The organism is Arthrobacter sp. TE12232, assembly GCF_054062615.1.
Window position 1 is genome coordinate 1,455,439 of the sequence record NZ_JBSSFK010000001.1, and the last position, 26,262, is coordinate 1,481,700.

Genomic DNA, 26,262 nt, shown 5'->3' on the forward strand with positions numbered 1-26,262 from the left:
CCGCCCACAATGCAAGATACGCTCAACCCATTGGGACTTTTGCTCATCTTCTAGCGTCTGTGGTGAAAATATGACCATCCCGAACCCCCGCACCCTGGATTCCCTCGACGGCAGGATCATCCTGGCCCTCGACAAGGATCCCGAAGCCAGCGCCCTGGCACTCTCGCGGACGCTCGGCGTCGCACGGAACACGGTCCATGCCCGGCTGTCACGGCTCGAGCGCAGCGGCGCCCTCCGCTCCTTCAGCCGGAGGCTGGATCCCGCCGCGCTTGGCTATGACCTCATGGCCTTCCTCTCGCTGTCCATCAGCCAGACGCGGACAGGTGCGGTCGAAGACGGGCTCGCCGCCATTCCGGAGGTCATCGAGGTGCACGCCACCACCGGCGACGCGGACCTCATGGCCAAGGTGGTGGCACGCAGTACGGCTGATCTCTACCGCATCACCAACCAGATCCTGGAAATCGAGGGGATCCAGCGGACCAGCACGGCCATTTCCGTTCTCGAACTCATGCCGCCCCGCTACGACGGCCTCCTGCGCCGGCTCTCGGAGCAGAAATCCCGCCCCTCCGCTTAAGGGCGGGTGATGCACGCCACAAGTGGGCATATTTTCACTTCTGCCATCCGCACCTGCCAAATATCCCACCGTAATACGCGTCTCTTGCCTATTTGTGAACCAGCCCACATGATTCCTGCATGACTTCACTTACCGTCTCCGGCCGCGTGGCGCAGGTTCTCAGCAGCTACCTCAGCGATGTCTTCGGCGTCATGGGCAACGGAAACGTCTACTTCCTGGACGCCGCGGAAAAGCTGGGCCTCCGCTTCTCCGCCGTCCGCCATGAAGGCGCCGCCATCGCCGCGGCCGACGCCTACTACCGGACGTCAGGACGTCTCGCAGCGGGCACCACCACCTACGGCCCCGGCTACACCAACGCACTCACCGCCCTCGCAGAGGCGGTCCAGGCACAAATCCCGGTCGTACTGGTCACCGGGGACGCTCCCACCAGCGGCGCCAGGCCCTGGGACGTGGACCAGGCGGCAATCGCCGCAGCACTCGGCGCGGCCACCTTCACCGTCACCCGCGACGCCGCGGGCTCCATCACGCAGCAGGCGGTGGAATACGCGCTGACCAGGCGCACCGCTGTCGTCATTGCCATCCCCTACGACCTCGCGTCGCTCGGGGCGGCAGACGAGGAACTTCCGGCGCCTCTGGCACCGGTGGTGAGTGACGACGTCGACCGCGGCCTTGGGCAGGTAGCCCGCCTGCTCGCCGAGGCGAAGCGGCCGCTGATCCTCGCCGGCCGCGGTGCGCACCTCGCCGGAGCCGGCCCGGAGCTCCGGGAACTCGCCGACCGCCTGGGCGCGCTGACCGCGGGAACAGCCCTGGCACTCAACCTCCTCCAGGGCGACGGATACCTCGGCGTCGCGGGCGGGTTCGGCACGGACACCGCTGCCGGGCTCATGGGTGAGGCCGATGTGGTCCTCGTGGCCGGGGCAAGCCTGAGCGCCTTCACCATGCGGTTCGGGCACCTGCTGGGCCCGGACAGCACCGTCATCCAGATCGACTCAGCACTGCAGCCGACGCACCCCCGGGTGGATACGTTCGTCAGCGCGGACGCGAAGTCTGCCGCGGGACGCATTCTGAGGATCCTGGACGGCACGTCCTCGCCGGACGCCAGCCGCGCAGGAGCGTGGCGCGCAGAAGCCCGCAAGCGTCTGGCCGAAGGACCGGCCCACCACCCAGGCTCCGACGACACCGCGGATGGCCGGCTAGACCCGCGTTCCCTCGCAACCGCTTTGGACGCCGTGCTGCCGGAGCGACGCACGGTGGTCCAGGACGGCGGGCACTTCCTCGGCTGGGCACCCATGTACTGGCACATCCCGCGGCCCCAGGACCTGGTCATGGTGGGGACCGCCTACCAGACCATCGGGCTGGGCCTCGCCAGCGCCGTCGGGGCAGCCCGCGCGGTGGAGGACGGCCGCACCTTGGTGCTGGCCTCCGGCGACGGCGGTTTCCTGATGGGTCTGTCCGACCTCGAATCGCTGATCGGGGCGGCGGACAGCGCCGTCGTCGTGATCTACAACGATGCCGCCTACGGAGCCGAAATCCACCAGTACGGTTCCCAAGGCCTGACTGAAAAGCCCATGCTGATCCCCGAAGTAGACTTCAGCGGCGTCGCCCGCGCGCTCGGTGCCGAGTCGGCGATCATCCGCTCACTCGCAGACCTTGAGGCGCTCAAGGACTGGATCGACGCCGGCGCCAGGGGAACCTTCGTGGCCGACTGCCGGATCACGTCGAGCGTCCGGGCCCCGTGGCTGAGCGAGTGGATGCAGGCCTCGCAGGCCGCGAAGGCGGCGGTGGCGGGCTAACGGCGAACAAGCCGCCACAGCGACGTGACCTCGGCGGCGCGCGCCTCGAACAGAGGATCATCGCGGTCCGACGCCTTCGGATGCGTTGGCTTGGTGTCCAGCCTTTCCACCACCTTCAGCCCGGCCGCCGTGATGGCGGTCAGCAGATCCTCACGTGTCCGCAGGCCAAGGTGCTCGGCCAGGTCGGAGAGGACCAGCCAGCCCTCCCCGCCCGGCTCCAGATGGTCGGAGAGTCCGTTCAGGAAGCGGAACAGCATCCTGCTCCCGGGGTCGTAGACGGCGTTATCCAGGGTGGAGTGCGGCGTGGCCGGAATCCAGGGCGGGTTGCACACGATGAGGGGTGCCCGCCCGGGCGGGAACATGTCGGTCAGGACGGCCTCAGCACGGTCCTGGACACCGAGGTTCCGGAAATTCTCAGAGGCGCAGGCGATTGCACGCGGTTCATTGTCCGTCGCCACCACGCGGTGGACGCCACGGCGCGCAAGGACGGCAGCGAGCACACCCGTGCCGGTTCCGACGTCGAACGCCAGTGTGTCAGAGGGCAACGCAGCGGCGGCCATGAGATCCACATACTCACTCCGGGTGGGGAAGAACGTGCCATAGTGCGGGTGGATGCGGCCCTGGAGGGCATCGACGTACACGCCATTACGTCGCCACTCGTGGGCGCCAATGGCCCCGACAAGCTCGTGCAGGGACACAATGGAAGATTCGCCGATCTCACCGTACGATTCAGCGGCGGCCTGCCGGATGTCCGGTGCCCGGCGCAGCGGCACCACCGGGCCCGGATCAAGAGGAATCAGCAGCAGGCCGAGAACGCGTGCACGGTGCGAGCGGGACTGGCGGTGCCGATAGAACTTATCGGCCGGAGTTGCTGCGATCTCTTTCTTTCCGGCACCTATCCGCCGGTCCAGGGCGTTGAGGATCTGCCGTGCGTTGTGGAAGTCACCGTGCCAGAGCATCGCGATCCCCTGTGACGCCATCCGGTTCGCATCATCGGCCGTGAGGGAGTCGGAGACCACTTCGACGCGCGTCGGCGCCGGTCTGCCGTTCGCCGAACGCCATCGCGCGGTCATGCTGATCCCGGCCTCGGCCCAGGTCACAACAGCCGGCTCATCCCCCGCAGCTGCGCGCACGGGATTGGGGACCGGCGTCGGGATTCCCGCGGGCGCTGGTGTGTCAATGCTGATAGAGGATCCATTCCGAGAATTCGGGAGCCGATCGCAGAATGACGATTGCGGTGGCGATTCGACGACGTCCAAGGCTGCCGCCCAGCTTCCAGACCCCTCATCCGGCTGCGCACCGGGCTTGGTCGATGGCCGCTGGGGCCCTTGAACTACATTCTCAGGATACAGGGGTGCCGCGGCCGCGCTGCGGGACCACACGCTTTAGGTCGTCAACCGCTCAGTTGCCACGGGCTACTGGCACTTTGATGGTCGCACCCCGGCTGCGCCCGGAGTGCCGCCACTAAGATGAGGCATGGACTTCGAGGACACGCTCTGGACGGTTCTGGGGACCGGGCTGGTTCTGCTGATGCTCGTTGACGTCTTTCGTACACTCCTTTATCCGCACGGTTCCGGTCCTCTGGGCCGGGCGATCATGCGCGGATTCTGGCTTGTATCAAGAAAACTGCGGGGCCGGGGCTCCTTCATAGCCGCCCCCTTGGCGATGGCCGCTGTCATTGGTACCTGGGCAGGCTTGGCGGCCATCGGCTGGGCCCTGCTATACCTGCCCCATCTGACGGACGGTTTTGCTTACGGAGCCGGGGTTCCACTGCGGGCCGACTTTGCCGAAGCCCTCTACATCTCCTTGGTCACTCTTTCCACCGTGGGGTTTGGCGATATCGTGGCAACACATCCGGTGCTCAGGCTGGTTGTCGCCTTCCAGGCCGTCACCGGTTTCGGCTTGCTGACAGCAACGGTCACTTGGATCCTGCAGACTTTCCCGGCCTTGAACCGCCGCCGGGCCCTTGCCCACCAGCTGACTCTGTTCAGGGAGGCTGCCGGTCCGGCCGGTGTATTGGCCATGGAGCCCAGTCACGCTACCGGATTGCTGGAGGCAATTGCCGGAAACGTGGCTACGGTGACCATAGACCTGCTTGCGTTCCATGAAACCTACTACTTCCGTGAAATTGAGCAGCGCGGCTCCTTGCCCGCCACGGTGGCCTACGCCCATGAGTTGGCATCTCAGGCCCAGCGTAGCGAGAGCCCTGAACTGCAGTTCGCTGGACGGATGCTCCACGCGGCGCTGGACGGACTCGCGGAGGTCCTTCGCGGCAAATTCGGCCATTCCGGAGCCACATCTTCCGATGTGTTCGACAGCTACGAGCTCCACCACCGGCACCTCCGGGGTGGGAAACCGGACACGACCTAGGGGGTGCGGGTGGCCGCTATTGCGAACCGCGCCGTTCTGAACGCGCTGGTTGCCCTGTCCAGTTGCCCTGTCCAGCGGCGACGTCAGGCCCGAGACCGGCTCCCGCTTTGAAGGCGCAGTCCGGTTCCCTCCGGCTCCATTGCCGGCGGTAGCGATGGTATGAGTCGCTGATCGGTGTCAGACTCCGGCCTACGAGCGCTGGGCGATGTTGATGATGTTCCCCTCGCTGTCCAGGAACCAGGCTGCCTTTCCCCAGGAAGCGGTGGCAATGCCGTTCTCCGTCTTCAGACCGGGAAAATTGTAGTCTTCAAAGACGACGCCGCGGCCTCGCAGTTCCTCCATCTCGCGCTCGAGATTGTCCGTCTCCCAGCCCATCTGGGTGTTCTTGGCGGTCCCGGCATTGTCTGTCTGGTAAAGGAGGAAGCGGGTTCCTTGGCCGCAGCTGTACATCACGCTGCCCTCCTCCATGGATTCGGAGGGTTCGATTCCCAGCTTCTCCCGGTAAAACTCCTTCGCCCTGTTGATGTCCTTCGCGGGTAGGACAGCCATGATGTTTGAATCCTTGAGCATGATGATTCCCTTCAGTGCGTTGATGATCGCAGCGACGGCGTTGCTCCCCCCGGTTTTGGTCCCCGGAATCCTTGTCCGGGGCCCGTGACCGTCCCTTGCGCAAAGCCGGGGCAGCCACCTGGGACTCTTCAACGCAGCGACACCCATCGTCAGCGTGAGGGATCCCCGAAGTTATGTGGCCATTATGGACCGATTTGGGTCTGCGGAAATAGGGCCGCTTGGTATCCGGCTGACGTCTTGCGCGCAGCGCCGCCCGACGGCGAGCCCTTCCATTTCGCGTTGTCACGGACGCTCACGCCTAGCAGAGGACGGCCAGCGGGGCTCATGGCGGCCTCCGCCACCTGGACCGCTGTGCGACGATGTCGGAATGGAACAGACCACGGAAGTCTTGCGCTATGCCGCCTTCACTACCACCCCCGACGGCGGAAATCCGGCGGGAGTAGTTCTGGACGCAACCCGGCTCGATGACGCCCGGATGCAGGCCATCGCGGCCGACGTCGGGTATGCCGAAACGGTCTTTGTTACGGAGGTTTCGGTTGACGGGGACTCCCGCCGAAACCGCGTGCGGTACTTCTCCCCGATTGCCGAGGTGCCGTTTTGCGGCCATGCCACGATTGCTTTGGCCGTCGCACTGTCAGGGCGTGATGGTGCCGGGACCTTCATCTTCGACACGCCGGTTGGGCCTGTCGCGATCGAGACTGCAGGCCAGGGCTCAGCGGTGACGGCAAGCTTCACGAGCGTGGAGCCGCGAGTGGCCGAGTTTCCCGACGATGTTCTGAGCACCCTCCTCGGGTTGCTCGGCGTCGGCCGGGGCGACCTGCACCCCGCGTACCCTCCGATGATCGCCTTTGCCGGAAACTGGCACCCCATCCTTGTCTTCGCAGAACGAAAGACTTTTAACTCGTTCGTGTTCGACCCGGCTCCCATGCGCACGCTGATGGATGCCCAGAACTGGGCCGGCACCGTCACGACGCTCTACGAGATGGGACAGGGCGAGTTCGACTCGCGCAACCTCTTCCCGGTGGGCACCATCACCGAAGACCCGGCGACCGGTTCGGCTGCCGCTTCCCTCGGCGGATACCTCCGCTTGCTTGCACTTGTGGAGCCGCCGACCCGCGTGGTGGTCCACCAGGGCAGCAATGTCGGCCGCCCGAGCGTGCTCACCGTCGACATTCCCCCGACCGGCGGGATTACCGTGAGCGGTGAAGCCGTCGAGATCAGTTGAGTCGTGCGGGCCGGTGGCGGGGTCGAGCTCCCCAGGACCTCGGCCGGTCGACGACTGGCTTCCCTCAGAGCCGGCGCCGCTGAACCTGGCAGCGGAGGGCGTGACGTCCGTCCTGTGGGCTACAGGCTAGCGGCGCCGCCGTCGAACAGAGCCGCCGTCGAACGACGTCGACGTCGACGTCGAAAGGCTGTCCGCGTTTCCCTGTAGGGAACGTGGACAGCCACTTTTTCTTTGCGGGGCGTCGGCCCTGTTGTTCGTCGCCTAGCTCAGCCAACGGCCACGGCGCCAATCTGCTGCATGAGGCTCAGGTTGTCCGTGGTGCCCCAATGCTCGGCCACCTTGCCTCCCTCGACACGGATGATGTCAGTGCAGTCGAACTCGACACTCTTTCCCGTTGCGGGGATGCCGGCCAAGTCCCCACGATGCGTACCCGCGAGAACCACGTGGCACGCCTCCATGTTTCCGGCCGTCACCGAGGGCTCGATCTCCTTGACCTTGATGTCCGGGAAAGCCGACCGCATCGTGTTCACAAAGAATTTGACGCCATCTTTTCCGGATGGCTGCCCGGGCAGGGCCATTTCGTGATCCACGTAGCTATCCGCGGCCAGCTCATCAATGAGGGCGAGGTTACCGCTCTCTATGACGTCCTTGTAAAACCGCTCAATCAATCCAACACCTTCAGACATTTCCGACTCCTTGTTGGCGAGAGACCGAAATTGGATCCCCCCGGCGTCGTGCCTCGGCCGGACGCGCAGACCCACCCGCCGTCGGGTCGCCCGGTCAGGCCGTCGTTTCCGGCCGTTCCCGGGGCGCTGCCGGGTGCCACAGTTTGCCGTGGTCCCCAACTTCCCGGAGCCGGCACCGGAGGGTCTCTCCTTTCCTGGCTTCGCGGCCAGGCGTCAGCGGCCCGCGGAGAGCGCCGAGTAATACTGTGAAAAAACCAGTGAGAAACGGGCGAAGTGCCTCGTTAAGGCCGAAGGTATTCCGGGATCTTAGGCGTGTCAAGATGCCGCGATGTCTCCCTCATAGGTGTTCGCCGTGGTTCCGGGCAGCCTTGCTAGATCCCCGCCGTCGTGCTTGAGTGCGGAGAAGCCGAACGGCTCGCCATCACCTAGTCACATGCCCGGAAAATACTCGAAGGCGGCACGTGTCCCGGCCTGCGGCAGCCGGCGTCGTGACACCCCGGTTTCCCGGGCCGATCCCCGCTCAGGGCAGAATGGACGCATGACCCTTACGACTTTTGCGCTCATCCGTCATGGCCAGACCGACTGGAATGCGCAGCGCCGGCTGCAGGGATCCACCGACATTCCGCTGAACGACGTCGGCCGCGGCCAGGCGCGGGACGCCGTCGCCACGCTGTCCGCTTACGAGTGGGACGCGGTCGTGTCCTCGCCGCTAAGCCGGGCCGCGGAAACCGCCGACCTGATCGCCGCAGGGCTCGGACTCAGCGTGGCGAAGCGCGTCCCGGAGCTCACCGAGCGTCACTTCGGACCCGCCGAAGGCCTGCAGGCCGGCCCCGAGCTGGAGGCCTTGCGCACGCCCGACGGTTTCCGCGGCGCCGAAAGCGACGACGACGCAGCCACCCGCGGGCTGGGTGCGCTGGAAGCCCTGGCCGAGGAGTTCCGCGGTCGCCGCGTCCTGGTGGTCGCCCACGGCACACTCATCCGGTTGAGCCTGGGCCGCGCGATCAGCCGCACGCTGCAGAGCATCGACAACGCCGCGCTGAACCTGGTCCACCACCACCCCGTCGACGGCTGGCAGCTCGAATACCTCAACGGCGAGCCGCTGACCGCGGCCGCCGTCAGCTGACCCGGCCCGGAACGAGTGAACCCATGCTGAAACGGCTGAAGTCCGCCGAACCGGCCCGGCTGCACCTGATCCTCATGCTCGTGCTGACGTTCTCCACCGGGGTCATCGACGCGGTCGGCTATCTGGGCCTGGACCGGGTCTTCACCGGCAACATGACCGGCAACGTCGTCATCCTGGGCATGGCCCTGCTCGGCGCCGACAACCTGCCCGTCGTCGGGCCCTCGATTGCTTTGACCTGTTTCATGCTCGGCGCGGTGATCGCCGGCCGTGCCCTTCGGCCCGAAGCCTCCGGCTGGAGCCGGCGGACGACGGCCCTGCTGACCGCCGTCGGCCTCACGATGGCGGCCGTCGCCGTCGTGCTGCTCTTCCACGCCCCGCACGCCGGCGACCCCGTCACTCTGGCAATCACCGGCGCGCTGGCGGTCGCTATGGGGATCCAGGCGGCCACGGCCCGGCACCTGAGCGTCAAGGACGTCACCACCGTGGTGGTGACCTCGACGCTGACCGGGCTGGCCGCCGATTCCCGCCTCGGCGGCGGCAAGGGCGCCCACGCGGGCCGCCGGTTTGGCGCCGTCGTGCTCATCCTGGCCGGCGCGGTCGTCGGCGCGGCTCTGCTGCACGTGCATCCGGGTTTCGGCGTGCTGCTCACCGCGCTGCTCACCTCGGGCGTGGCTGTCGCCGGCGGCATCGCCCGGAAGCGGGCACAGGATGGCGGTCCCGCGCCCGCCGGGTCTGCCGCGTCCCTCGAGGAAGAAGCGGTCCGCTAACGTTATGCAGGCGTGCGGATCAGCTTCTTGTTGACGAATTCTTCCATTCCCGAGCGCGCCAGTTCGCGCCCCACGCCCGATCGTTTGACCCCGCCGAACGGCAGGTCCTCCTGGGAGTCAGCAGTGCTGTTGATGAAGACCATGCCCGTGTCCAGCCGGTCAGCCACGGACTTGGCCCTGGCGATGTCCGCGCTGAATACCGAGCCGCCCAGGCCGTATGGCGAGCTGTTGGCCAGCTCGATGGCCTCGTCGGCGTCCTTCACCTTGTAGATGACCGCCACGGGCCCGAACAGTTCCTCGTGGTAGGCGCGCATCTGCGGAACGACGTCGGTCAGCACGGTGGGCTCCATGAATGAGCCGGCGCCCTCAACAAGGCTTCCGCCGGTACGCAGGGTGGCGCCCTTCTGGACCGCATCCTGAACCTGCTCGATCAGTTCAGAGGCGGCCTGCCGCGAGGCAATCGGGCCGAATTTGGTGGCCGAATCCAATGGATCTCCATGTTTAATGGCGGCCATCCGGTCCGTGAATTTCTCCACGAAGGCGTCGTAGATGTCCTCGACCACCATGAAGCGCTTGGATGCGGTACAGGCCTGCCCGGCATTGCTCATGCGACCGCCCACAGCGGCCTTGACCGTCGCATCCAGGTCTTCGCCGTCGAGGACAATGAACGGATCGGAACCTCCGAGTTCCAGGACATACTTCTTCAGGTGACGGCCCGCTACCTCCGCAACGGCGGAGCCGGCCCGCTCGGAGCCCGTCAGGGAGACGCCCTGCACGCGGGGGTCTGCGATGATTTCCGCGATTTGCTCGTTGGTGGCGAACACGTTGACATAGGCGCCGGCCGGCAGTCCGGCGTCGTCGAAGATCTGCTGGATGGCAAGCGCCGACTGCGGGCAGTTCCGGGCATGCTTCAGCACGATCGTATTGCCCAGCATCAGGTTCGGAGCGGCAAAGCGCGCCACCTGGTAGTAGGGGTAATTCCACGGCATGATCCCCAGAAGTACACCCACGGGCGCGGAACGGACAATGGCTTCGCCGCCTCCGCGGACGGTGAGCTGCTGATCCTCCATGAATCCAGGGCCTTCATTGGCGTAGTAGTCAAAGATGTCGGCCACGAGCCCCACCTCGCCGGCACCCTGCGACACGGGTTTCCCCATCTCGACGCTGATGATCCGGGCAAGCTCCTGCGCCCGCTCCCGGTACAACGAAGCCACATTGCGCAGAAGGCGGCTGCGTTCGGCCAAATCGAGCTGCCGCCAGGAGAGGTATGCCGACTGGGCAGAGTCCAGGGCCTGGGAGATTTCTTCCGCGGTGGCTGCGGGGAATTCGGCCACGACTTCGCCAGTGGCCGGGTTGATTGTGCGGTAGTAGGTCATAGAAGCAAAGTACGGGAAAGCCGCTAAATAATCTAGTATTGAAGGATTATTTTTTGTTAGGATGTTGTCAGTTTCGGGCGGAGCGCAACCCGCTCCGTCCGGGACCGCTAACATGAAGGAACCCGTCGACCAACCAGTGGAGCGCAGACACCTTGGAAACGCCCACGTCCTTCCAACTGCAGATCTACAGATCACTGCCGGAAGTCGAACGCGCAGACGCCATAGTCAACCGGATTACCAAAGCCATCGCCTTGGGAATGCTCAAGGTCGGCGAGCGCCTGCCCACTGAGGCCGCCCTCTCCGAGATGTTCGGCGTCGCAGGCGCCACCCTCCGGGAAGCGTTGGCCGACTTGCGGGAACAGGGCATTGTCGAGACCCGCCGGGGCAGGAGCGGCGGAACGTTCATCGTCAAACAGCCCTCGACGCCGGACGGCGCGATGCGCGCTTGGTTCCTGGCGACGTCGATCGCGGAAATCCGCGACATCGGCGACGAACATTCCGCCATCGCCGCGGCCGCAGCGCGGCTGGCTTGCGAACGGGCAGAGGCCCATGACATCGAGCGGCTCCAGGACCTGGCGAGAGGCACGGCACTTGCCCCCTCTCCTGAAGTCTGCGCCCGGGCGGACAGCCGCTTCCATATCGAAGTGGCCGTCACGGCTCAATCTCCCCGCCTCACCAATGCGGAGATCCGGCTGCAGGCCGAAACCGGCCACCTCCTGTGGGCACCGCTGGCGACGAAATTCGATCCGGAACGTGCCGCGGCCGAGCACCTCGCCCTGGTTCGAGCCATCGCGGAGGACCGGTCGAGCGAAGCACAGCAACTCGCCCTGGACCACATTCGACGCAATGTCCACCATCTGATCGATACCAAATTGACCCTCGGCTACGCCGAAGAAAAGCAGGAGGGCAAATGACACCCCAACCGGTCGAGGCCGCCGACGCCCTTTCACGCTGGATGAACACCGTGGCATCCGACGTCGCCGCCTTCACAGGCGACGTCACCGAGCTGCTCGCCCGGAACCTTGGCGGCCGGGACAAGGTGGACCAGGACTCGCTGCTGGGTTTGGAACAGCTCTCCAGGGAGTTCCTCGCGGGGCACCCGTTTGCCGTCGGCGCAGGGGCAATTTTCTCTTCCGCGGTCATTGAAAAACAGCAGGGTGTTCTTGAATGGTGGTCCCGGACCAAGCCTGGCGTCGTAGAGAAGCTGGAGTTTGACCTCGCGCCCGGCGGCGAGCGCTTTTACGACTACGAAAAGCTCCCGTTCTTCACGACGGCGGCCGCGACGGGGCACCAGACGATCTGGGGCCCGTATTTGGACTACCTCGGCGCCGACGACTACATCCTGACGCACACCAACCCGTTCTTCGTGGGGGGTCGCTTCATGGGTGTGGCAGGTTGCGACATCAAGGTCCAGGAGCTGGAGACGGCGTTCATGCCGATTCTCCGCTCCATCCCCGGCGATGCTGCCGTCGTGAATGCCAGCGGCCGCGTGATTGTCGGCAACTCCGGCAAGTATCTGGTGGGTGAACGCGTCAAGCTGGACTCGGCCGGCGAGCTCCGCCTTGGCCTCAACGTGCCGCACTTGGGCCTGAGCCTGCTCTGCCAGAAATAAAAAAGTGCGTCCGGAGCGGCTGCTGGCTGCTCCGGACGCACCGGTTTTATCAGGAAATGCTGAAAGAGGTCACCAGCCCCTCCGCGGCGTCCAGCCCTTCCGTGCCGTCAACCCCCAGCCGGCGGCGCTGAACGGTCTGGGCCACGAACTCGGTAAAGAGCGCCCGCCGGTCCACAGCCGAAGCAGCCGGGTCTTCCGGGTGCCACTGCACCCCAACAACCCACGTCCGGCCGGGATGCTCGGTTCCCTCCACCACGCCGTCGTGGGCGAGCGCGGCGACCCTGAGCACTGGGGCAACTTCGCCCACGGCCTGATGGTGGCCGGAACGGACAACCAGCCTGTCCCTGCCAAAGATCGCGGCAACCTTGGAGGCCGGCTGGAGCGTGACCTCCTCGTCCAGGAAGAGGGGTTGCCCGGGACCGCCCTTGTGAAGCTCCGAAGGAACCAGATCCGGGATGAGTGTCCCGCCGCAGGCAACGTTGAGCAGCTGGGAGCCGCGGCAGATGGCCAGCAGGGGCTGATCGGCAGCCAGTGTCTGGTGGATGAGGGCAAGGCAATAGTGGTCTGCCCGGCTGTCCACCCCGTAGGAGTTGGGCACCGGCCCCTCGTGCCCGTAGAGCGTTGCGTCGACATCCCCGCCGCCGAGAAACAGCACGGCATCCGCGTTCGCGACGATCTCCGGCGGCGGAAGCTGAGCAGCGGCGCTGTCCACCAGCACCGCGCGGGCTCCGACGTCGAGCAGTTCCTGAAAAGCACCCCTCGTGAAGTCCTCTATCAACCGCTGGCTTTCAGCCCCCATCCCGGGAAACGTCAGCGAGACGACGACGGCCACCTCCGGCGCGTCGTCGGGAAGGGCGTCAAAACCGGGCGGCACCACCGCTGCGGGATCGACCCGCAGCTGTTCACGTTCCTCGGCGCCCATCAGAGAACGGCTCCCGCGCTGGCTGGTTCGGGTTGGTGGATCGCCGCTCCAAGCTGGCGCCGTCCGGCGCACCGCTGTTCGGCCTGGCTCACCAGCCACTCAAACAGGAGTTGGTCGCTAAGCCGGGCACCGGCGTCGTCCTCCGGATGCCACTGCACCGCCAGCGCCGCAGATCCCGGTACTTCCAGGGCCTCCACCACGCCGTCAGCCGCGCTGGCTGTCACGCGGAGCCCGCTGCCGAGCCGGCCAACGGCCTGGTGATGATAGGACGAGACGACGATGCTCCGCTCCCCCGTCACCTGATGCAACAGGGAGTTCTCGGCAACGGCGACGTCGTGGAGCTCCCCGCGGTGTCCGACCGGGCTGCCCTCAAGGTGTTGGACCAGGCTGCCTCCCAGCGTGACATTGAGTAGCTGCATGCCACGGCAGATGGCCAGCAGGGGAACCCCGGAGTCCAGGCATGCGCTGATGACGCCGGCCTCGAACTCGTCCTGGCCGGCGTAGTCCGCGGGCGCATGGTTGGCATCCGGTTCCTGGCCGTACCGTGCCGGATCGATGTCCGATCCTCCGGGAACGAGCACCGCGTCGAAGCGGCCCAGCAGGTCCCGTGTGTCCTGGGAGCTGCCCGGGAAGATGATGGCCGGTTCTCCCCCGGCACGGTCGATCGCTTCCAGCACGGCGACGGCGACGGCGGCGCCCGCGAAGCGCAGCCCGTGGACGGAGTCGGACCACATCCCCGGGACACCGATGAGGGGCCGGCTCATGCGGGCACCTGCCGGCTCTCGGTACCCTCAGCAGCGGGCGCGAGTGGGAAGTCCAGGTGCGGCATCCACTTCGTCCAGATCTCCTCCAGCCGGCCGTCGGCGATCACGTCGCGGAGCGCACGGTTGAACTCGTCCAGCAGCCCGGGGTTCGAATAGGCGACGCCGATGCCCCAGCGGTTGCGGGTGGCGACGGTAAAGGCGACGTCGTACTCCGGTTCGTCCCCCAACGGGACGGTGACGACGTCGTCATCCACCATGGCGTCCACGTCGCCGTTCCGCAGCGCTGCGAGCATGTCGCCGAAGACGTCCTCGCCGGTGAAGGCGACGGGAACGGTATCCGGGAGCGTCACGGCGAGTTTCATGTTGGCGCTGCCTTCGATCGCGGCCACGCGGTAGCCGGCCAGGTCCTCCGGAGCACGCGCGGGATCGCCTTTGCGGACCAGCACGGTCTCATCGAAGATGGCGTACGGATCGGTGAAGGCCACCACGACTTTCCGTTCCGGAATGATGCCCTGGCCGCACCAGACGGCATCGACCAGTCCATCGCGCACGGCCGGCAGCATGTCGTCCCAGGCCAGGAACGTCCACTCAACCTCGTGGCCCATGGCAGACACCACCAGCTCCGCGGCCTCCGGCTCGTAGCCGCGCCGGCGCCCGGCGTCGTCCTTCAGGTCAAACAGCGGCAGTGCCTTCGAATCGATGCAGGCAAGTTTCAGGAGGCTCATTACGGGATCGTCTCCCAGTACATCTCGCGGTCCCATTCGGTGATGGCGCCGCAGTAGCGGGCCCACTCCTCCTGCTTGAGCTGGGTGTAGATGCCCACGAGGTCGGCCGGCAGCTGGCCGGTCAGGTAAGTGTCCCGGGTGAAGGCGTCGACGGCGTCGCCCAGCGTCAGCGGAAGCTGTCCCTGGCTGGAGGCTCCGGTCTCATCCGGCAGACCGGGGTTGATCTTGCGGTTCAGTCCGTCCTCCATGGCCGCGATGATCAGCGTGTGGGACAGGTAGGGGTTGACCGCGGCGTCGGGAACGCGGTATTCCATCCGGCCGTTCGCGGAGATGCGGACCAGGCAGGCGCGGCTGTCGAGGCCCCAGTTGGCGAGGCTCGGGGCGAACTGTCCGGCGTCCCAGAAGCGCTTGTAGGAGTTGACGGTGGAGGCCATCACGGCCATGGAGCCGGGTGCGTGTTCGAGCAGGCCCCCGATGGCGTGTTTTGCGGTCTCGGTGACGTGCAGCTCCACTCGTCCCTGGTCTTCGATGACGTTGGTGTCGCCGGCCCACAGGCTGAGGTTGTGGTGGCAGCCGTTGCCCATCTGGCCGTTGTAGGGCTTGGGCATGAAGCTGGCGGTGACGCCGAATTCCCTCGCCACCTGCTTGCAGATCTGACGGTAGGTCACCAGGCGGTCGGCGGTGTTTTCCACGCGGTCGTACATCCAGTTCAGCTCGAGCTGGCCGTCGTCCTCGTAGTCCCCCTCGATCATGTCCAGCCCCATGGCCTTGCCGTAGCTGACCAGCTGCTTGTAGATGGGCCGCATACGCTCGAGATTTTCAACCTGGTAGGCCGGGCTGGAACCGGGCTTCTTGACGACTTCCATGCCCGGGCCCTCCCAGGTCATCTCCGGCTCAGTGCCGGAGCGGACCTCAAACCCGGTGCGGGACGTGAAGGCCTGGTGGGCGCGGATGAGCAGCGCACGGCTGTCGATGGCGAGGGGCCGGCCTCCGACTTCCGGCAGGTGCGGCGGCTCATAGGCGGTGCAGAAGATCCGCGCCACCTTGGTGTCCCACGGCAGCACCACAAAGGTGTCCGGTTCCGGAAGCGCCCAGAACTCGTGGGCCTCGACGCCGCCGCCGATCAGTGCGCCGTACCGGTCCGTCTGCAGGTCGGAAAGGGCTGTCCGGTGGAAACAGATACCCTTCTCGAGGTTCCGGCGGAAGTGGTTTGCGGGGACCATTTTGGCCACCATCCGTGAGCCGAGGGTCGGCAGCGCGTAGTAGATGTACTCGACGCCGGCCGCCTCGATCTTGCGGCCGAGCTCCCGCACGGTTTCGGCCCGCAGGTTCCGTTCCTGGTGTTGGGCGAATGCGCCGCGGTCTTGAAGAAGATCGTGAACAGTAGTCAATGCTTCCAAAGTCATGTGGATCGAGCTCTTTTCGTTTGTTGTTAAGTTCGGGAAGCTGCGCCGTGCGCAACGGCAAGGGCGCAGGGCGGCTCTTGGTTGAGGACGGCATTGCGGTAGCGCAACTGGGTGCCGGCCGGCAGGCCCGCGGTGACTGCTCCGATCAGGCGGCCCTCCTTGAAATAGCCGACAGCGACCCCCGCCTCCGGGGCGGAGGTGTCACCCTCGAAAACCTCGATGGAGTCGGCGAGCGCCGGGCTGCCGACGCCCTGGATTCGGATCTTGAACAGGTCCGTCCAGAAAGACGGCAGCGGGGCGGAGGCTTCGGCCGGTTCCTCGCCGGCGAGGTACGCGAGGAGCGCGGGGGCGGCGATCTTGGCGGTGTCCGTCGGGATGGCCCAATGCTCCACGCGTCGGGCGCCGGCACCCGTGCGAAGGTCCGGGAAGCGGGCAACATCGCCTACCGCCACCACGGGTCCCGCGTTCACGACGCGAAGATGTTCGTCGCAGAGCACCCCGTCGCTGAGGTCCAGGCCGTTCCCCTGCAGCCACTCGGTGTTCGGGTGGGAGCCCACGGCCTCCACCACGACGTCGGCCGCCAGGCTCGTCCCGTCGCTGAGGACAACTCCGCCGCACGTGCCGGCGTCGTCGTCGTCGTTTTCCTTGGTGAGGAATTCCGTGACGCGCGCCCCGGAATGGGTCTCCACGCCGCGGGCATTGAGGAAGCCACGGACGCCATCGGCCAGTTCCTTGCCCAGGGAGCGTTCCATGGGGCCGCTCGCGCCTTCCACGAGGACGGTGCTGCAACCGAGCTCGCTGGCGGTGGCTGCCACTTCGCAGCCGATGAAGCCCGCTCCCACCACCAGCACGCGGGCCCCTGGCACGAGTTCTTTGTGCAGGGCGAGCGTGTCCTCCAGAGAGCGGACCACATGGCGGCCACCCAGCGGCCCGGGCGCGACGATCCGCGCCGGGCGAAGGCCTGTGGCAATGACGAGCCCGTCATAGCTGATGCTTTCGCCGCTGCCCAGCGTTACGGTCCGGGCGGCGAGGTCTGCAGCGACAATTTTGGTGCCCAGGCGCCATTCGATGCCGGTGGCGCTGGCCCGGGGCCTGAACTGCACCGCAGCGAGGGCTTCCTCCGGGGTGCCCGGCGCGGCGAGGAGCGCTTTGGACAGTGGCGGCCGGTTGTACGGCGGGTGGGCTTCCTCGCCGACGACGACGATCTCCCCCTCCCACCCGGCGGCGCGGAGCTGTTCGGCGGCCCGGAGGCCGCCCATCGAAGCCCCGGCAACGACGATCCTGGCGGACATGCCTAGTCCTTCAGGAAGATTGCCTGGACGGGGCAGACGTCGATGGCTTCTTCCACCTCGTCCAGAAGGGTGTCGGCAAACCCCTCTTCGAACTCGAGGATGCCGTCGTCGTTCATTCGGAAGACGTCCGGGGCGGCGATGGCGCACTGGCCGTGGTTGTCGCAGAGTTTCCGGTCGACGTGGATGTTTCCCATGATGTTCCTTAATTCGTGATGCGGTTGGTTCTTGGCGGTTCGGCGCTGGCTGCCCGGCGAGCCAGGCGGGCTAGGTGCGCTTGGTAAAGCCGATCGGCAGGCGGATGGGGCCCGTGTTGCCGGAGTCGGGCAGCCACTCATCTCCGCCGGTCAGGTGGGGGTTGGCGATGCGCCTGGCCAGCAGGGGAAGGGCTTCACTCATGTCGGCGCGTGCAACGAAGTGGCCCAGGCAGTGGTGCACGCCGCCGCCGAAGCCGTAATGCGGCGGGTTCTCGGCCAGCAGGTCCATTTCGGGGTTGGGGAATGCCTTCGGATCCGTGCCCGAGGACTGGGTGAAGAGGTGCACTGTGGTGCCCTTTTCAATGAAGAGGTCCTGGTAGGTGAAGTCTTCGACTGCCTCGCGGGTCACCCATGTGACGGTCGGGTTGGTGCGCATGACTTCCTCAACCGCTTTGCCGCCGAGTTCGGGCCGTTCGGCGAGCAGCTCCCACTGCTCCGGGTTGCGCATGAAGGATTGCATGGCCAGGCCGAGCTGGTTGCGGGTGGTGTCCATGCCGCCGAAGATCAGCAGGACCAGGGCGTTTCGCAGTTCTTCGTCGCTGAGCCGGTCGCCGTCGCGGCTGGCGAGGACCAGCCGGCTGACAAAGTCGTCACCGGGCTGCTGTTGGCGGTCCTTGATCAAGGCTTCGGCGTACTCATAAAGTTCCCCGACGGCGGCGTCCACCTTCTCGAGGTCACGCTTGAACGTGACACCCAGGGCAAGCCCCACCGTGGAGGCCAGGCGGGCGATCGTGGGCCATTCGCTTTCGTCGATGCCCAGCAGGATGGCCAGCACCCGGGTGGCGTAGGGTTCCGCGAAGTCACGGATGAACTCGCACCCGCCGTTGTCGATGAAGTTCGAAATCAGTTCCTCGGCCAGCGCCTGGAAGCGCGGGGTCAACTCCTTGATCATCCGGGGAGAGAACGCGGGGTTGAGCAGCCGGCGGATGCGGTGGTGGTCCTCGCCTTCGAGAACGAGCAGGTTCTTGGTCCACCAGTCATAGAACAGCCCGCCGTGCACGCCGTTGTGGTCCGGCCATTTGCCGCTTCCCTGTGAAAGCTTGGGGCTCTTGAGCAGCTTGCTCACTTCGTCATAGCGCAAGACGGCAATGCCGTAGTTGGTGCGTGCGTACCAACTCTGTTCGCGGGCTTCGCGAAGCTGTTCGGACTGCATGGCGAAGCTGGGGTCGGAAATATCCAGGTATGGAGTTTCCAGGGAGATGCTCATGGGTGGAGCCTTTCTTCTGGCATGCCGCAGCACGGGCATGCGGCGTGTTCTTGGTGGATGCCTGCGGATCGCCGCAGGCGGGGCGGTGCTGCCCTTAGCTAGATCGGACTCTCAGCTGTTAGAGGGGACGGTGATTCGTGGCTCCCCGGAAGGAATTGCGTCGGCTGCAGGCACGTTGCTGTGGCGGTACGGCTTCTTTATGAGCATGTAGGCCAGGCCGATGCCGACCACGACGGCGGCCGACAGCAGGACGAGGTAGTTTTCGTACCAGGGGGCGTCCGGCGTGCGGGGCCAGATCATGTTGGCGATGCCCAGGACGCCCCACGTGAGTGCAGCAACGTTGACGGGGACTCCCCATTTGCCGAGCCGGAACGATCCTGCGGGCTGCCAGCCCTTGAGGCGGGCGCGCAGTGCGGCCAGGACCACCATCTGGAAGGCGACGTAGATCCCCAGCGCGGCGAAGGACACGATGACGACGAGTGCGTTCTCCTGGATGGCGGAGGCCATCACCACCAGCGCGGGCACAATGGCTGCCAGGACCAGCGAGTAGGGCGGGACGTGCCGCTTTTCGTTGAACCTGGCCAATAGCCCGCTTCCGGGCAGCATTTCATCGCGTGCCATTGAATAGCCCAGCCGGCTGGCCGCGGCCTGGAGGCTCATGACACAGGACAGGAACGAGACAAGAACCACGCCCAACACGAGCCTGTAACCGACCGGGCCGAAGCTGGATTCGAGGACCGAGCTGACGGGGTCAACGTCTTTGCCGCTGATCACGGCACCGAAGTCCGGAACCGCAAGGATCAGGGAAAGGCAGACGAAGGTTGCGGCGAATCCGCCGATGTAGATGGTCATGCGCATGGCTTTCGGAATGCGGCGGCCCGGGTTGGCGATTTCTTCAGCGACATCCCCGCAGGCTTCAAACCCGTAGTACTGGAAGATGCCAATCAGCCCGGCGGCGGCGAACGCCGTGAAGTAGTTCCCGCCGTCGCCCGCCCCAAAGGAATCGAAAAGCACGCTCAAGTCATGGTGGCGGGAGGTGGTGAGGAGCCAGAAGCCGACCACCAGCGCGCCGGCGAGTTCGGCGATCAGTCCGAGCATGGCGATGGTGTTGAGGACTTTGGTTCCGCCCAGATTGATCGCCGTGGCGCAGGCGATCAGGATCAAGGCCCACATTCTGGTGCTGTCCGAACCCAATTCCACCCCGGCAACGGCACCGATGTAGGCGCCTGCACCGAACGCGACGCCTGCAATGGTCACGAGCATGGCCGTCAAGTACACCCAGCCGCTCATCCACCCCCACTTGCGGCCCCACAGGCGCCGCGCCCAGGGGTAGATGCCGCCGGCGACCGGGTAGTTGGAGACGATTTCACCGAAGACCAACGCAACGAGGAGTTGCCCCACCCCCACGATCAGGAATGACCAGAGCATCGGCGGGCCGCCCAGGCCCAGCGACGAGGAAAACAAGGTGTAGACGCCCACGACGGGCGACAAATACGTGAAGCCGAGAGAGACGTTCCCCCAGAACGTCATTTCGCGTTTGAACTGCTTGTCATAGGTGTAGCCGAGCCGCGCAAGGTGCGCGGCGTCTTCATCCAGCGGCGTCGTTGCCGGCTGGGGCGATGCTGTTTCAGACATCGAAGCTCCTTTGAGAGGCACAGGGGGTGCCAAGGTGTACAAGGGGTGAAGGTCCGCCGTGTGATGCGGTTCACTGCTAAAACTGTAGTTATGCATGTATTAAATGGCAAGAGATTGGTTGATCGGGTTTGGAATCGCCGCTAAATGCCTGAAATCTGGGCTCCGAGAGTATCCGTAACATTCGCAAAAACTTCTAAAATGAAGGAAAAGATCGGACGAAGGGCGTGTTCGCCAGCTCGTAGCGGCTGTCCTGCCATGGATGATCGGGCGGCCCGGCTTCCACCATCACGGCCGATGGCAACCTACCCGAGGCGATGAGGCTGCTCCTGACACACGTAGAGAGAGGGCGGACCAGCTGCTGCTTGGTCCGCCCGCTCTCTATCTGCCTCTCTCTGCCCGGCGCGGCCCTCGCCGGCGACATCGCCCGGAACCGGACGCAGGATGATGCCGCCGCCGTGGAGAGGCGGCATCGGTGGCATCAAACCGTTGAACCCCTAGCGTCTGGTGTCCGGCCGGCGGTTGGCCTTCAGCGCCGAAATTGTTGGGAAACGGGCAAAATGCCTCGTTAAGGCCGAAGATATTCCGGGGTTCCGGGAGTGTCAAAGTCCTGCGGCTACCGCCTTTGCAGGATCCGTCCATGCCCCCGAATGTTGTCACACCGGCCACGTAGTCTGCCTTCACGAGCTTGAACCGTCCGGCAGGGGATGACATGGCTGACCTGATCCACGAGGCAAACGGCAGGACGCCGTCCCCGCCTGCAGCCGTTGCCTCGGTCCCGGAATCATTCGATCCGAACGACTCTGACTGGCCGCAACTACTGGCAGCCGGCGGCGATTTCACCGACGACGCCGTCGCGGACTACCTGCGCCGGCTGAGCCAATACGACCTGCTCACCGCCGAGCAGGAGGTGGAACTGGCACAAGAGATCGAGGCAGGGCTTTTCGCGGAACAGCTCTTGGCGGACGGCACATCGCGGGTCGGCCAGGACATAGCCGAGCTGCGGACCATCGTTCTTCTGGGGAAGCGGGCTGCCGACGCGCTGCTCCAGGCCAACCTCCGGTTGGTAGTGTCCATCGCCAAGCACTACACCCACCGGGGCCTCGACTTTCTCGACCTGATCCAGGAGGGAAACATCGGACTGCACCGGGCCATCTGCAAGTTCGACTTCACCAAGGGGTTCAGATTTTCCACCTTCGCCGTGTGGTGCATCCGCAGCGCCATCACCCGGGCGCTGGTTAATCAGGCCCGTCTTATCCGGCTGCCAGGGAACGTCGTCGATCAGCTGCAGAAAGTGAGGTCGGCACAACGGACGGCCGCAATGACGGGGACCCTTTGCAGCCGGGAAGATCTTGCCCGGCTGACGAACAATTCGGTCGAGAACGTCGAATATCTGCTGACCTGGGACAAGCCGATCCATTCGCTGGACGGTCAAGTGCCCGACGGCAAGGGCGGCACCGAAGCGATGGCCGAACAGCTGTTGGATCCTTCTGACCCCGAGGCGGCTGATTTGCTCTTTCACCAACAGATGAAGGCGCAGGTGCATGCCGTACTCAACACACTCGAGGCCCGGGAAGCCCGGGTCATTGCGATGCGCTTCGGCATGACGGGCGGTGCAGGGACTACCTTGGACGCCGTCGCGAAAGCGTTCGGCATGACCCGCCACCGCGTACGCCAGATCGAGGTTACGGCGATGGAGAAGCTCAAACACCCGTCCCGGTCCAATGCCCTGCGGCAGTATCAGTTTGACTGCTGGAGCCCATCCGGCGGGGAGACGGCGTCGGAGTCCGCGCTGGCGGCCCCTAGGTTTTCTCCCGCTCCCGCCACAGCAGAGACACCACGAACACCACAGCACCCAGCCCGAGCATGACGAAAACCATCAGCCCCCAGTTCTCCTGGTTGACGCCGGTGCCATAGAAGATGCCGATCAGCACAGTGGCAGTGATTGCCCCCAGGTACCGGCAGGTCTGGTAGATCCCGGCGGCCACCCCGCGCTCCTCCATCCGGGTGGACAGGTACATGCCCTGGCTGGAGGCGATGCCGACCACGCCGTAGGGCACGCCCAGCAGTGCGGTCAGCCCAAACACCAGCGGAATGGCGAACGACGCCGTCAGCAGCCACATCGCCCCCGACGCCACAATCAGCAGCACGACGCCGGCGATCAGTACCCGCTTCACGCCGAAACGGTCGATCGCGCGGACTGCGAGGGGCGTCACGACCACCGACATCGCGGCGAGCGGCAGCATCAGAAGCCCAACGATGCCGGGATCGTAACCGCCGGCTTCCTGCAGCAGCTGCGGCAGGCCGAAGAACGCGAAGTAGTAGACGCCGCTGAACAGTGCAAAGCCGAGGTACACCAGCAGCAACGGCCGGTTGCGGCCCAGCAGCCGCAGGTCCAGGAACGGCGGACTGAACCGCAGCTCGCGCCAGACAAACAGCACGGCGAGCAGCATCCCGCTGCCCAGTAGCCACCAGCGGTAGGCAGGAAGCACGTTCAGGAGCGCCATCATCACCAGCACCATGGCGCCCAGGAACGCCAGAATCCCGGGGATGTCCGAGTCCCGCAGCAGCTCGGAGGCCCGGCCGCGTTCCCGTCCTTCGTCGGCGGGAGCGAAGCGCCGGACCAGCAGGATCGCGGCGATCGAGAGCGGAACATTGATCAGGAACAACGCCTGCCACCCGACCAGGCTCACCAGCAGTCCGCCCACCACCGGACCGACGGCGGCAGCCGAGGTATTGGCCATCTGGATCCGGCCCAGCGGCCGCGTGGACTTCACGTTCGCCTGCCGTGCAAGCGCCGCGACCATGACGACGGCGCTCGGAAAGGCGGTCGCGGTACCCAGCGCCATGAAGGCACGGGCCACGCAGAGCAGGGCAAAGTTCGGCGCGAAGGGAGCGAGCGCGCACGTCACTGCCACCAGGCCCATGCCGAGCATGAACAGCCGGCGCGGGCCGAAGCGGTCCGCCAGCCGTCCCATGAGCGGCTGGCCGGCCGCGGAGGTGAGGTAAAACGCCGTGATCACCCAGGTGACCGTGGCGACGTCGAGCCCGAAGTCTGCGCGCAGCACCACAAGGGCGACGGCGATCATCGAGGAGTTCAGCGGGTTCAGTGCCGTGCCGAGGCTGAGTCCGGCGACGGCGATGCCCGTCCGGGGAGAGTTGCTCACGGCAACAGTCTGTCCCATACCCGGCGGTGCCTGGAAACCTTGTGACGCGTCAGAGGACCTTGGAAAGGAATGCCTTGGTCCTGTCATGCTGCGGGTCGCTCAGGATCTGACGGGGAGGCCCGGCCTCCACCACCACGCCTTCATCCATGAACACGAGCGTGTCCGCCACCTCGCGGGCAAACCCCATCTCATGGGTCACCACAATCATGGTCATACCGCTCTTGGCCAGTCCCTTCATGACGTCCAGGACCTCGCCCACCAGCTCCGGGTCCAGGGCACTTGTCGGCTCGTCGAAGAGCATCAGCTTCGGGTCCATGGCCAGGGCACGGGCAATGGCCACCCGCTGCTGTTGCCCGCCCGAAAGGTGCGCCGGATAGGCATCGCCCTTGTCCGCCAGCCCGACACGCTCCAGAAGTTCCACGGCCCGGGCAGTGGCCGCGGCCTTGGAAATCTTCTTCACCCGCATGGGAGCAAGGGTGATGTTCTCCAACGCCGTCAGGTGCGGAAACAGGTTGAATCTTTGGAAGACCATCCCGATTTCCTGGCGTTGGAAAGCCGCTTCCTTGAGCTTGAGCTCGTAAAGCTTGTCTCCTTTTTGCCGGTAGCCGACCAGCTGTCCGTCGACCGAAAGACGGCCGCCATCAACCACTTCCAGGTGGTTGATGCACCGCAGGAACGTCGACTTACCCGAACCGCTGGGCCCCACCATGCAGAGGACCTCCCCCGGGTCTACCTTCAGGCTGATTCCGCGCAAGACCCGGTTGGAGCCGAAATTCTTGGAAACCTTCTCCGCAAGGACCATTGGCACGCCCGTCATCTCTTACCTCCAGCATCAGTACTGAGCGGTGCACCCGGTTCGCCGGGCCCCGCCGTCAGTCCCGGTTCTGGCCCCGCGGGTTCCTTGCCAGTCGTCTTGAGCCGTCCGGTTCCCCGGGAGAACCGCTTTTCAATGAAGTGCTGGCCGACCATCAGGATCGAGGTGAAGAGCAGGTACCAAAGGGAAGCCACAATCAGCAGCGGTACGGGAGTGAACGTCACGGCTGAAATGCCACGGGAAACCCCATAGAGGTCAATGCTCAATGGAATCGCGGCCACCAGGGAGGTGGTCTTAAGCATCGAAATCACTTCGTTGCCGGTAGGCGGAATGATGATCTTCATGGCCTGAGGAACCACGACGTACCGCATCGTCTGTCCCCAGGACATCGCCAGGGCCGTCGAAGCCTCTGCTTGGCCCTCGTCCACTGACAGCAGGCCGGCACGCACGATTTCAGACATGTAGGCGGCCTCGTTCAAGGCCAGGCCGATCACGGCGGTGATGAACAAGTTCGTGAAGATATCGTTCGGGACGGTGACCCACGGCGGAGTGAACGGAATCCCCAGCGTGAAGACCGGATAGATCAGGGACACGATGCCCCAGAACACGAGCTGCACGTAGACGGGAGTTCCCCGGAAAATCCAGATATACAGCCAGGCAATACTCTTCAGCACCGGATTTGGTGAGAGCCGCATGATGGCCAGCAGCAGGCCGATGACGATCGCGCCGATCATCGCGTAGATGGTCAGCCACAACGTCACCCACGCGGCCTGGCTGATCCGGCGGTCGAAAATGTACTTTCCCACGTCCGGCCAGCCGTAGTCGGGGCGCTGGGCAGCGTCGAGCACAAAGACCGCCAACCCGAGCACCAGGACCACGGCAATGAAGATCCGCCACGGGTGACGCAGCGGGATCGCAACGATCGCCTCCGCCGGCGCGTCGTCCGTGTCCTGTCCTGCGCGGGCTCGCGGCTTCCCATCAGGTTCCGACTCAAGCATCCTGCCGGATTCCGGCTCGCTCATTTACTATCACCCTTTGGCTGCCACGTTGAGTGCCGCCGTCTTGATGCCGCCGGCTTCCACTCCCCACTTGGTCAGGATCTTGTTGTACGTGCCGTCGTCGATCAGCGCCTGGAGGGCCTTCTGGAGGACGGGCGTGAATTCACTGCCCTTGGCCACAGGGATGCCGTACGGCGCCACCTCAAAGGCGTTGCCGGCGGTCTGCAGCTTGTCCTTGGTCTTGGAGATGGCATAAAGAGTCACGGGCGAATCGGCGCTCATCGCGTCGACCTGTCCCACCACGAGGGCGTTGGTCGCCTGGTCCTGCGCGTCGTACTTGAAGATGGTGATCGCCGGCTTCCCTGCATCCGTGCAGGCCTTCGATTTTGCTGGCACCTCATGCGTGTCCTCATAGGTGGTTGCCTGGACAGCGACTTTGAGCCCGCACGCGTTGTTCGGGTCCACGGTCTTGCCCTTGGGAGCGGCCCATTGGATGCCGGCAGAGTAGTAGTTCACGAAATCCACCTGCTTTTCGCGTTCCAGTGTGTCCGAGAACGAGGACATTCCCATGTCATCCTTCCCTGCTTTGACGGCAGGAAGAATGTTGTCAAAGGTGCCGATGTCGAAATTGACCTTCAAGCCCATTACCTTGCCCAAGGCATTGGTGAGGTCCACAGACCAGCCAGCGGGCGCACCGTTATCGTCCTTGAACTCGTTGGGCGGGTAGTTGTTAGCCATGCCGACATTGAGCACGCCGGAACTCTTCATTTTCTCCGGAAGCGACGCGGCAATGGCGTCATTCTTTTTCACGTCGATCGTGTCAGCTGTTCCGGATGCCCCACCAGAGGGGGTTGGTTCACTGTTGTTGACACAACCGGAGAGGGACATCGCCGTAGCTATGGTGAGAACGGGAAGAAGGTATCGGATGCGCATGGTTTCCTTAGCTGTTCAAAGATCCTCTAGGCTCCCGCAACGCTGCGGAAGG

The 26,262-nt window shown here is 65.2% G+C and carries 25 protein-coding genes; 9 read left to right on the top strand and 16 right to left on the bottom strand.

Annotated elements, in window-relative coordinates:
* The first annotated feature begins 70 nt into the window (after window positions 1-70).
* Together ACVWZ7_RS06375 and ACVWZ7_RS06380 are read left to right on the top strand one after the other, a co-directional pair.
* The gene (locus tag ACVWZ7_RS06375; RefSeq protein ID WP_456507328.1) at window positions 71-574 is read left to right on the top strand and encodes an Lrp/AsnC family transcriptional regulator; all 504 of its coding nucleotides are present in this window, start codon (window positions 71-73) and stop codon (window positions 572-574) included.
* A gap of 119 nt (window positions 575-693) precedes the next feature.
* Window positions 694-2,367 (top strand): thiamine pyrophosphate-binding protein, encoded by a 1,674-nt coding sequence (locus tag ACVWZ7_RS06380; protein WP_456507329.1) that lies wholly within the window; start codon window positions 694-696, stop codon window positions 2,365-2,367.
* Here ACVWZ7_RS06380 and ACVWZ7_RS06385 read toward each other — a convergent pair.
* Entirely contained in the window at window positions 2,364-3,440 is a 1,077-nt protein-coding gene (locus ACVWZ7_RS06385; RefSeq protein WP_456509076.1) for a methyltransferase, read from the bottom strand. The two genes, ACVWZ7_RS06380 and ACVWZ7_RS06385, sit on opposite strands and share 4 nt — an antisense overlap.
* A 403-nt stretch (window positions 3,441-3,843) precedes the next feature.
* Here ACVWZ7_RS06385 and ACVWZ7_RS06390 point away from each other — a divergent pair, with 403 nt between their 5' ends.
* Window positions 3,844-4,737, top strand: a complete 894-nt coding sequence (locus tag ACVWZ7_RS06390; protein WP_456507330.1) for a potassium channel family protein — start codon at window positions 3,844-3,846, stop codon at window positions 4,735-4,737.
* 189 nt (window positions 4,738-4,926) lie between these two features.
* Here ACVWZ7_RS06390 and ACVWZ7_RS06395 read toward each other — a convergent pair whose 3' ends face one another.
* Window positions 4,927-5,307: a VOC family protein gene (locus ACVWZ7_RS06395; protein WP_344364528.1), complete on the bottom strand. Its 381-nt coding sequence runs from the start codon at window positions 5,305-5,307 to the stop codon at window positions 4,927-4,929.
* 367 nt (window positions 5,308-5,674) lie between these two features.
* Here ACVWZ7_RS06395 and ACVWZ7_RS06400 point away from each other — a divergent pair, with 367 nt between their 5' ends.
* On the top strand, window positions 5,675-6,532 hold the full coding sequence (locus tag ACVWZ7_RS06400) for a PhzF family phenazine biosynthesis protein (RefSeq protein WP_456507331.1): 858 nt from the start codon (window positions 5,675-5,677) through the stop codon (window positions 6,530-6,532).
* Window positions 6,533-6,798: 266 nt separating this feature from the next.
* Here the strand turns inward: ACVWZ7_RS06400 and ACVWZ7_RS06405 are convergent, their stop codons facing one another.
* A complete protein-coding gene (locus tag ACVWZ7_RS06405) occupies window positions 6,799-7,218 on the bottom strand; it encodes an ester cyclase (protein WP_344364522.1) in 420 nt (139 codons plus the stop codon).
* A 538-nt stretch (window positions 7,219-7,756) separates the two neighbouring features.
* Between ACVWZ7_RS06405 and ACVWZ7_RS06410 the strand changes: the two genes are divergently transcribed.
* Together ACVWZ7_RS06410 and ACVWZ7_RS06415 are read left to right on the top strand one after the other, a co-directional pair.
* Complete coding sequence (locus tag ACVWZ7_RS06410) at window positions 7,757-8,341, top strand: histidine phosphatase family protein (protein WP_456507332.1); 585 nt, start codon at window positions 7,757-7,759, stop codon at window positions 8,339-8,341.
* A gap of 23 nt (window positions 8,342-8,364) precedes the next feature.
* The gene (locus tag ACVWZ7_RS06415; RefSeq protein ID WP_456507333.1) at window positions 8,365-9,108 is read left to right on the top strand and encodes a YoaK family protein; all 744 of its coding nucleotides are present in this window, start codon (window positions 8,365-8,367) and stop codon (window positions 9,106-9,108) included.
* A 2-nt stretch (window positions 9,109-9,110) separates the two neighbouring features.
* Here ACVWZ7_RS06415 and ACVWZ7_RS06420 read toward each other — a convergent pair whose 3' ends face one another.
* Complete coding sequence (locus ACVWZ7_RS06420; protein WP_456507334.1) at window positions 9,111-10,484, bottom strand: NAD-dependent succinate-semialdehyde dehydrogenase; 1,374 nt, start codon at window positions 10,482-10,484, stop codon at window positions 9,111-9,113.
* A gap of 152 nt (window positions 10,485-10,636) precedes the next feature.
* Here ACVWZ7_RS06420 and ACVWZ7_RS06425 point away from each other — a divergent pair, with 152 nt between their 5' ends.
* Window positions 10,637-11,398: a FadR/GntR family transcriptional regulator gene (locus ACVWZ7_RS06425; protein ID WP_116768112.1), complete on the top strand. Its 762-nt coding sequence runs from the start codon at window positions 10,637-10,639 to the stop codon at window positions 11,396-11,398.
* Window positions 11,395-12,096: a cache domain-containing protein gene (locus ACVWZ7_RS06430; RefSeq protein ID WP_344364509.1), complete on the top strand. Its 702-nt coding sequence runs from the start codon at window positions 11,395-11,397 to the stop codon at window positions 12,094-12,096. Before ACVWZ7_RS06425 ends, ACVWZ7_RS06430 begins: the two co-directional genes overlap by 4 nt.
* Before the next feature lie 49 nt (window positions 12,097-12,145).
* On the opposite strand, the gene ACVWZ7_RS06435 is transcribed toward ACVWZ7_RS06430, so the two are convergent.
* The 8 genes from ACVWZ7_RS06435 to ACVWZ7_RS06470 all read right to left on the bottom strand — a co-directional run bounded on the left by ACVWZ7_RS06435 (window position 12,146) and on the right by ACVWZ7_RS06470 (window position 20,301).
* A complete protein-coding gene (locus ACVWZ7_RS06435) occupies window positions 12,146-13,018 on the bottom strand; it encodes a gamma-glutamyl-gamma-aminobutyrate hydrolase family protein (RefSeq protein WP_456507335.1) in 873 nt (290 codons plus the stop codon).
* A complete protein-coding gene (locus ACVWZ7_RS06440; RefSeq protein WP_344364505.1) occupies window positions 13,018-13,782 on the bottom strand; it encodes a gamma-glutamyl-gamma-aminobutyrate hydrolase family protein in 765 nt (254 codons plus the stop codon). Before ACVWZ7_RS06440 ends, ACVWZ7_RS06435 begins: the two co-directional genes overlap by 1 nt.
* The gene (locus ACVWZ7_RS06445) at window positions 13,779-14,507 is read right to left on the bottom strand and encodes an ABC transporter substrate-binding protein (protein WP_344364503.1); all 729 of its coding nucleotides are present in this window, start codon (window positions 14,505-14,507) and stop codon (window positions 13,779-13,781) included. Before ACVWZ7_RS06445 ends, ACVWZ7_RS06440 begins: the two co-directional genes overlap by 4 nt.
* Window positions 14,507-15,913 carry a glutamine synthetase family protein gene (locus ACVWZ7_RS06450; RefSeq protein ID WP_456507336.1) on the bottom strand — a complete coding sequence of 469 codons (1,407 nt, stop codon included), beginning with the start codon at window positions 15,911-15,913 and terminating at the stop codon, window positions 14,507-14,509. Before ACVWZ7_RS06450 ends, ACVWZ7_RS06445 begins: the two co-directional genes overlap by 1 nt.
* A gap of 26 nt (window positions 15,914-15,939) precedes the next feature.
* Entirely contained in the window at window positions 15,940-17,205 is a 1,266-nt protein-coding gene (locus ACVWZ7_RS06455) for an NAD(P)/FAD-dependent oxidoreductase (RefSeq protein ID WP_344364498.1), read from the bottom strand.
* A gap of 2 nt (window positions 17,206-17,207) precedes the next feature.
* Window positions 17,208-17,399: a ferredoxin gene (locus tag ACVWZ7_RS06460; RefSeq protein WP_344364495.1), complete on the bottom strand. Its 192-nt coding sequence runs from the start codon at window positions 17,397-17,399 to the stop codon at window positions 17,208-17,210.
* Between the two features lie 70 nt (window positions 17,400-17,469).
* On the bottom strand, window positions 17,470-18,666 hold the full coding sequence (locus tag ACVWZ7_RS06465; protein ID WP_344364492.1) for a cytochrome P450: 1,197 nt from the start codon (window positions 18,664-18,666) through the stop codon (window positions 17,470-17,472).
* Between the two features lie 111 nt (window positions 18,667-18,777).
* On the bottom strand, window positions 18,778-20,301 hold the full coding sequence (locus ACVWZ7_RS06470) for an APC family permease (RefSeq protein WP_344364490.1): 1,524 nt from the start codon (window positions 20,299-20,301) through the stop codon (window positions 18,778-18,780).
* Between the two features lie 709 nt (window positions 20,302-21,010).
* On the opposite strand from ACVWZ7_RS06470, the gene ACVWZ7_RS06475 reads away from it, so the two are divergent.
* Window positions 21,011-22,168, top strand: coding sequence for a sigma-70 family RNA polymerase sigma factor (locus tag ACVWZ7_RS06475; protein ID WP_344364488.1), 1,158 nt, complete (start codon window positions 21,011-21,013; stop codon window positions 22,166-22,168).
* On the opposite strand, the gene ACVWZ7_RS06480 is transcribed toward ACVWZ7_RS06475, so the two are convergent.
* Genes ACVWZ7_RS06480 through ACVWZ7_RS06495 form a run of 4 tightly spaced genes read right to left on the bottom strand, consistent with a single transcriptional unit; the run spans window position 22,101 to window position 26,087 of the window.
* Window positions 22,101-23,465, bottom strand: a complete 1,365-nt coding sequence (locus tag ACVWZ7_RS06480) for an MFS transporter (RefSeq protein WP_344364485.1) — start codon at window positions 23,463-23,465, stop codon at window positions 22,101-22,103. The two genes, ACVWZ7_RS06475 and ACVWZ7_RS06480, sit on opposite strands and share 68 nt — an antisense overlap.
* A 49-nt stretch (window positions 23,466-23,514) precedes the next feature.
* Window positions 23,515-24,282, bottom strand: coding sequence for an amino acid ABC transporter ATP-binding protein (locus ACVWZ7_RS06485; RefSeq protein ID WP_344364482.1), 768 nt, complete (start codon window positions 24,280-24,282; stop codon window positions 23,515-23,517).
* Window positions 24,279-25,301 (bottom strand): amino acid ABC transporter permease, encoded by a 1,023-nt coding sequence (locus ACVWZ7_RS06490; protein ID WP_456507337.1) that lies wholly within the window; start codon window positions 25,299-25,301, stop codon window positions 24,279-24,281. Before ACVWZ7_RS06490 ends, ACVWZ7_RS06485 begins: the two co-directional genes overlap by 4 nt.
* A gap of 6 nt (window positions 25,302-25,307) precedes the next feature.
* The gene (locus ACVWZ7_RS06495; RefSeq protein ID WP_456507338.1) at window positions 25,308-26,087 is read right to left on the bottom strand and encodes an ABC transporter substrate-binding protein; all 780 of its coding nucleotides are present in this window, start codon (window positions 26,085-26,087) and stop codon (window positions 25,308-25,310) included.
* Window positions 26,088-26,262 lie beyond the last annotated feature (175 nt).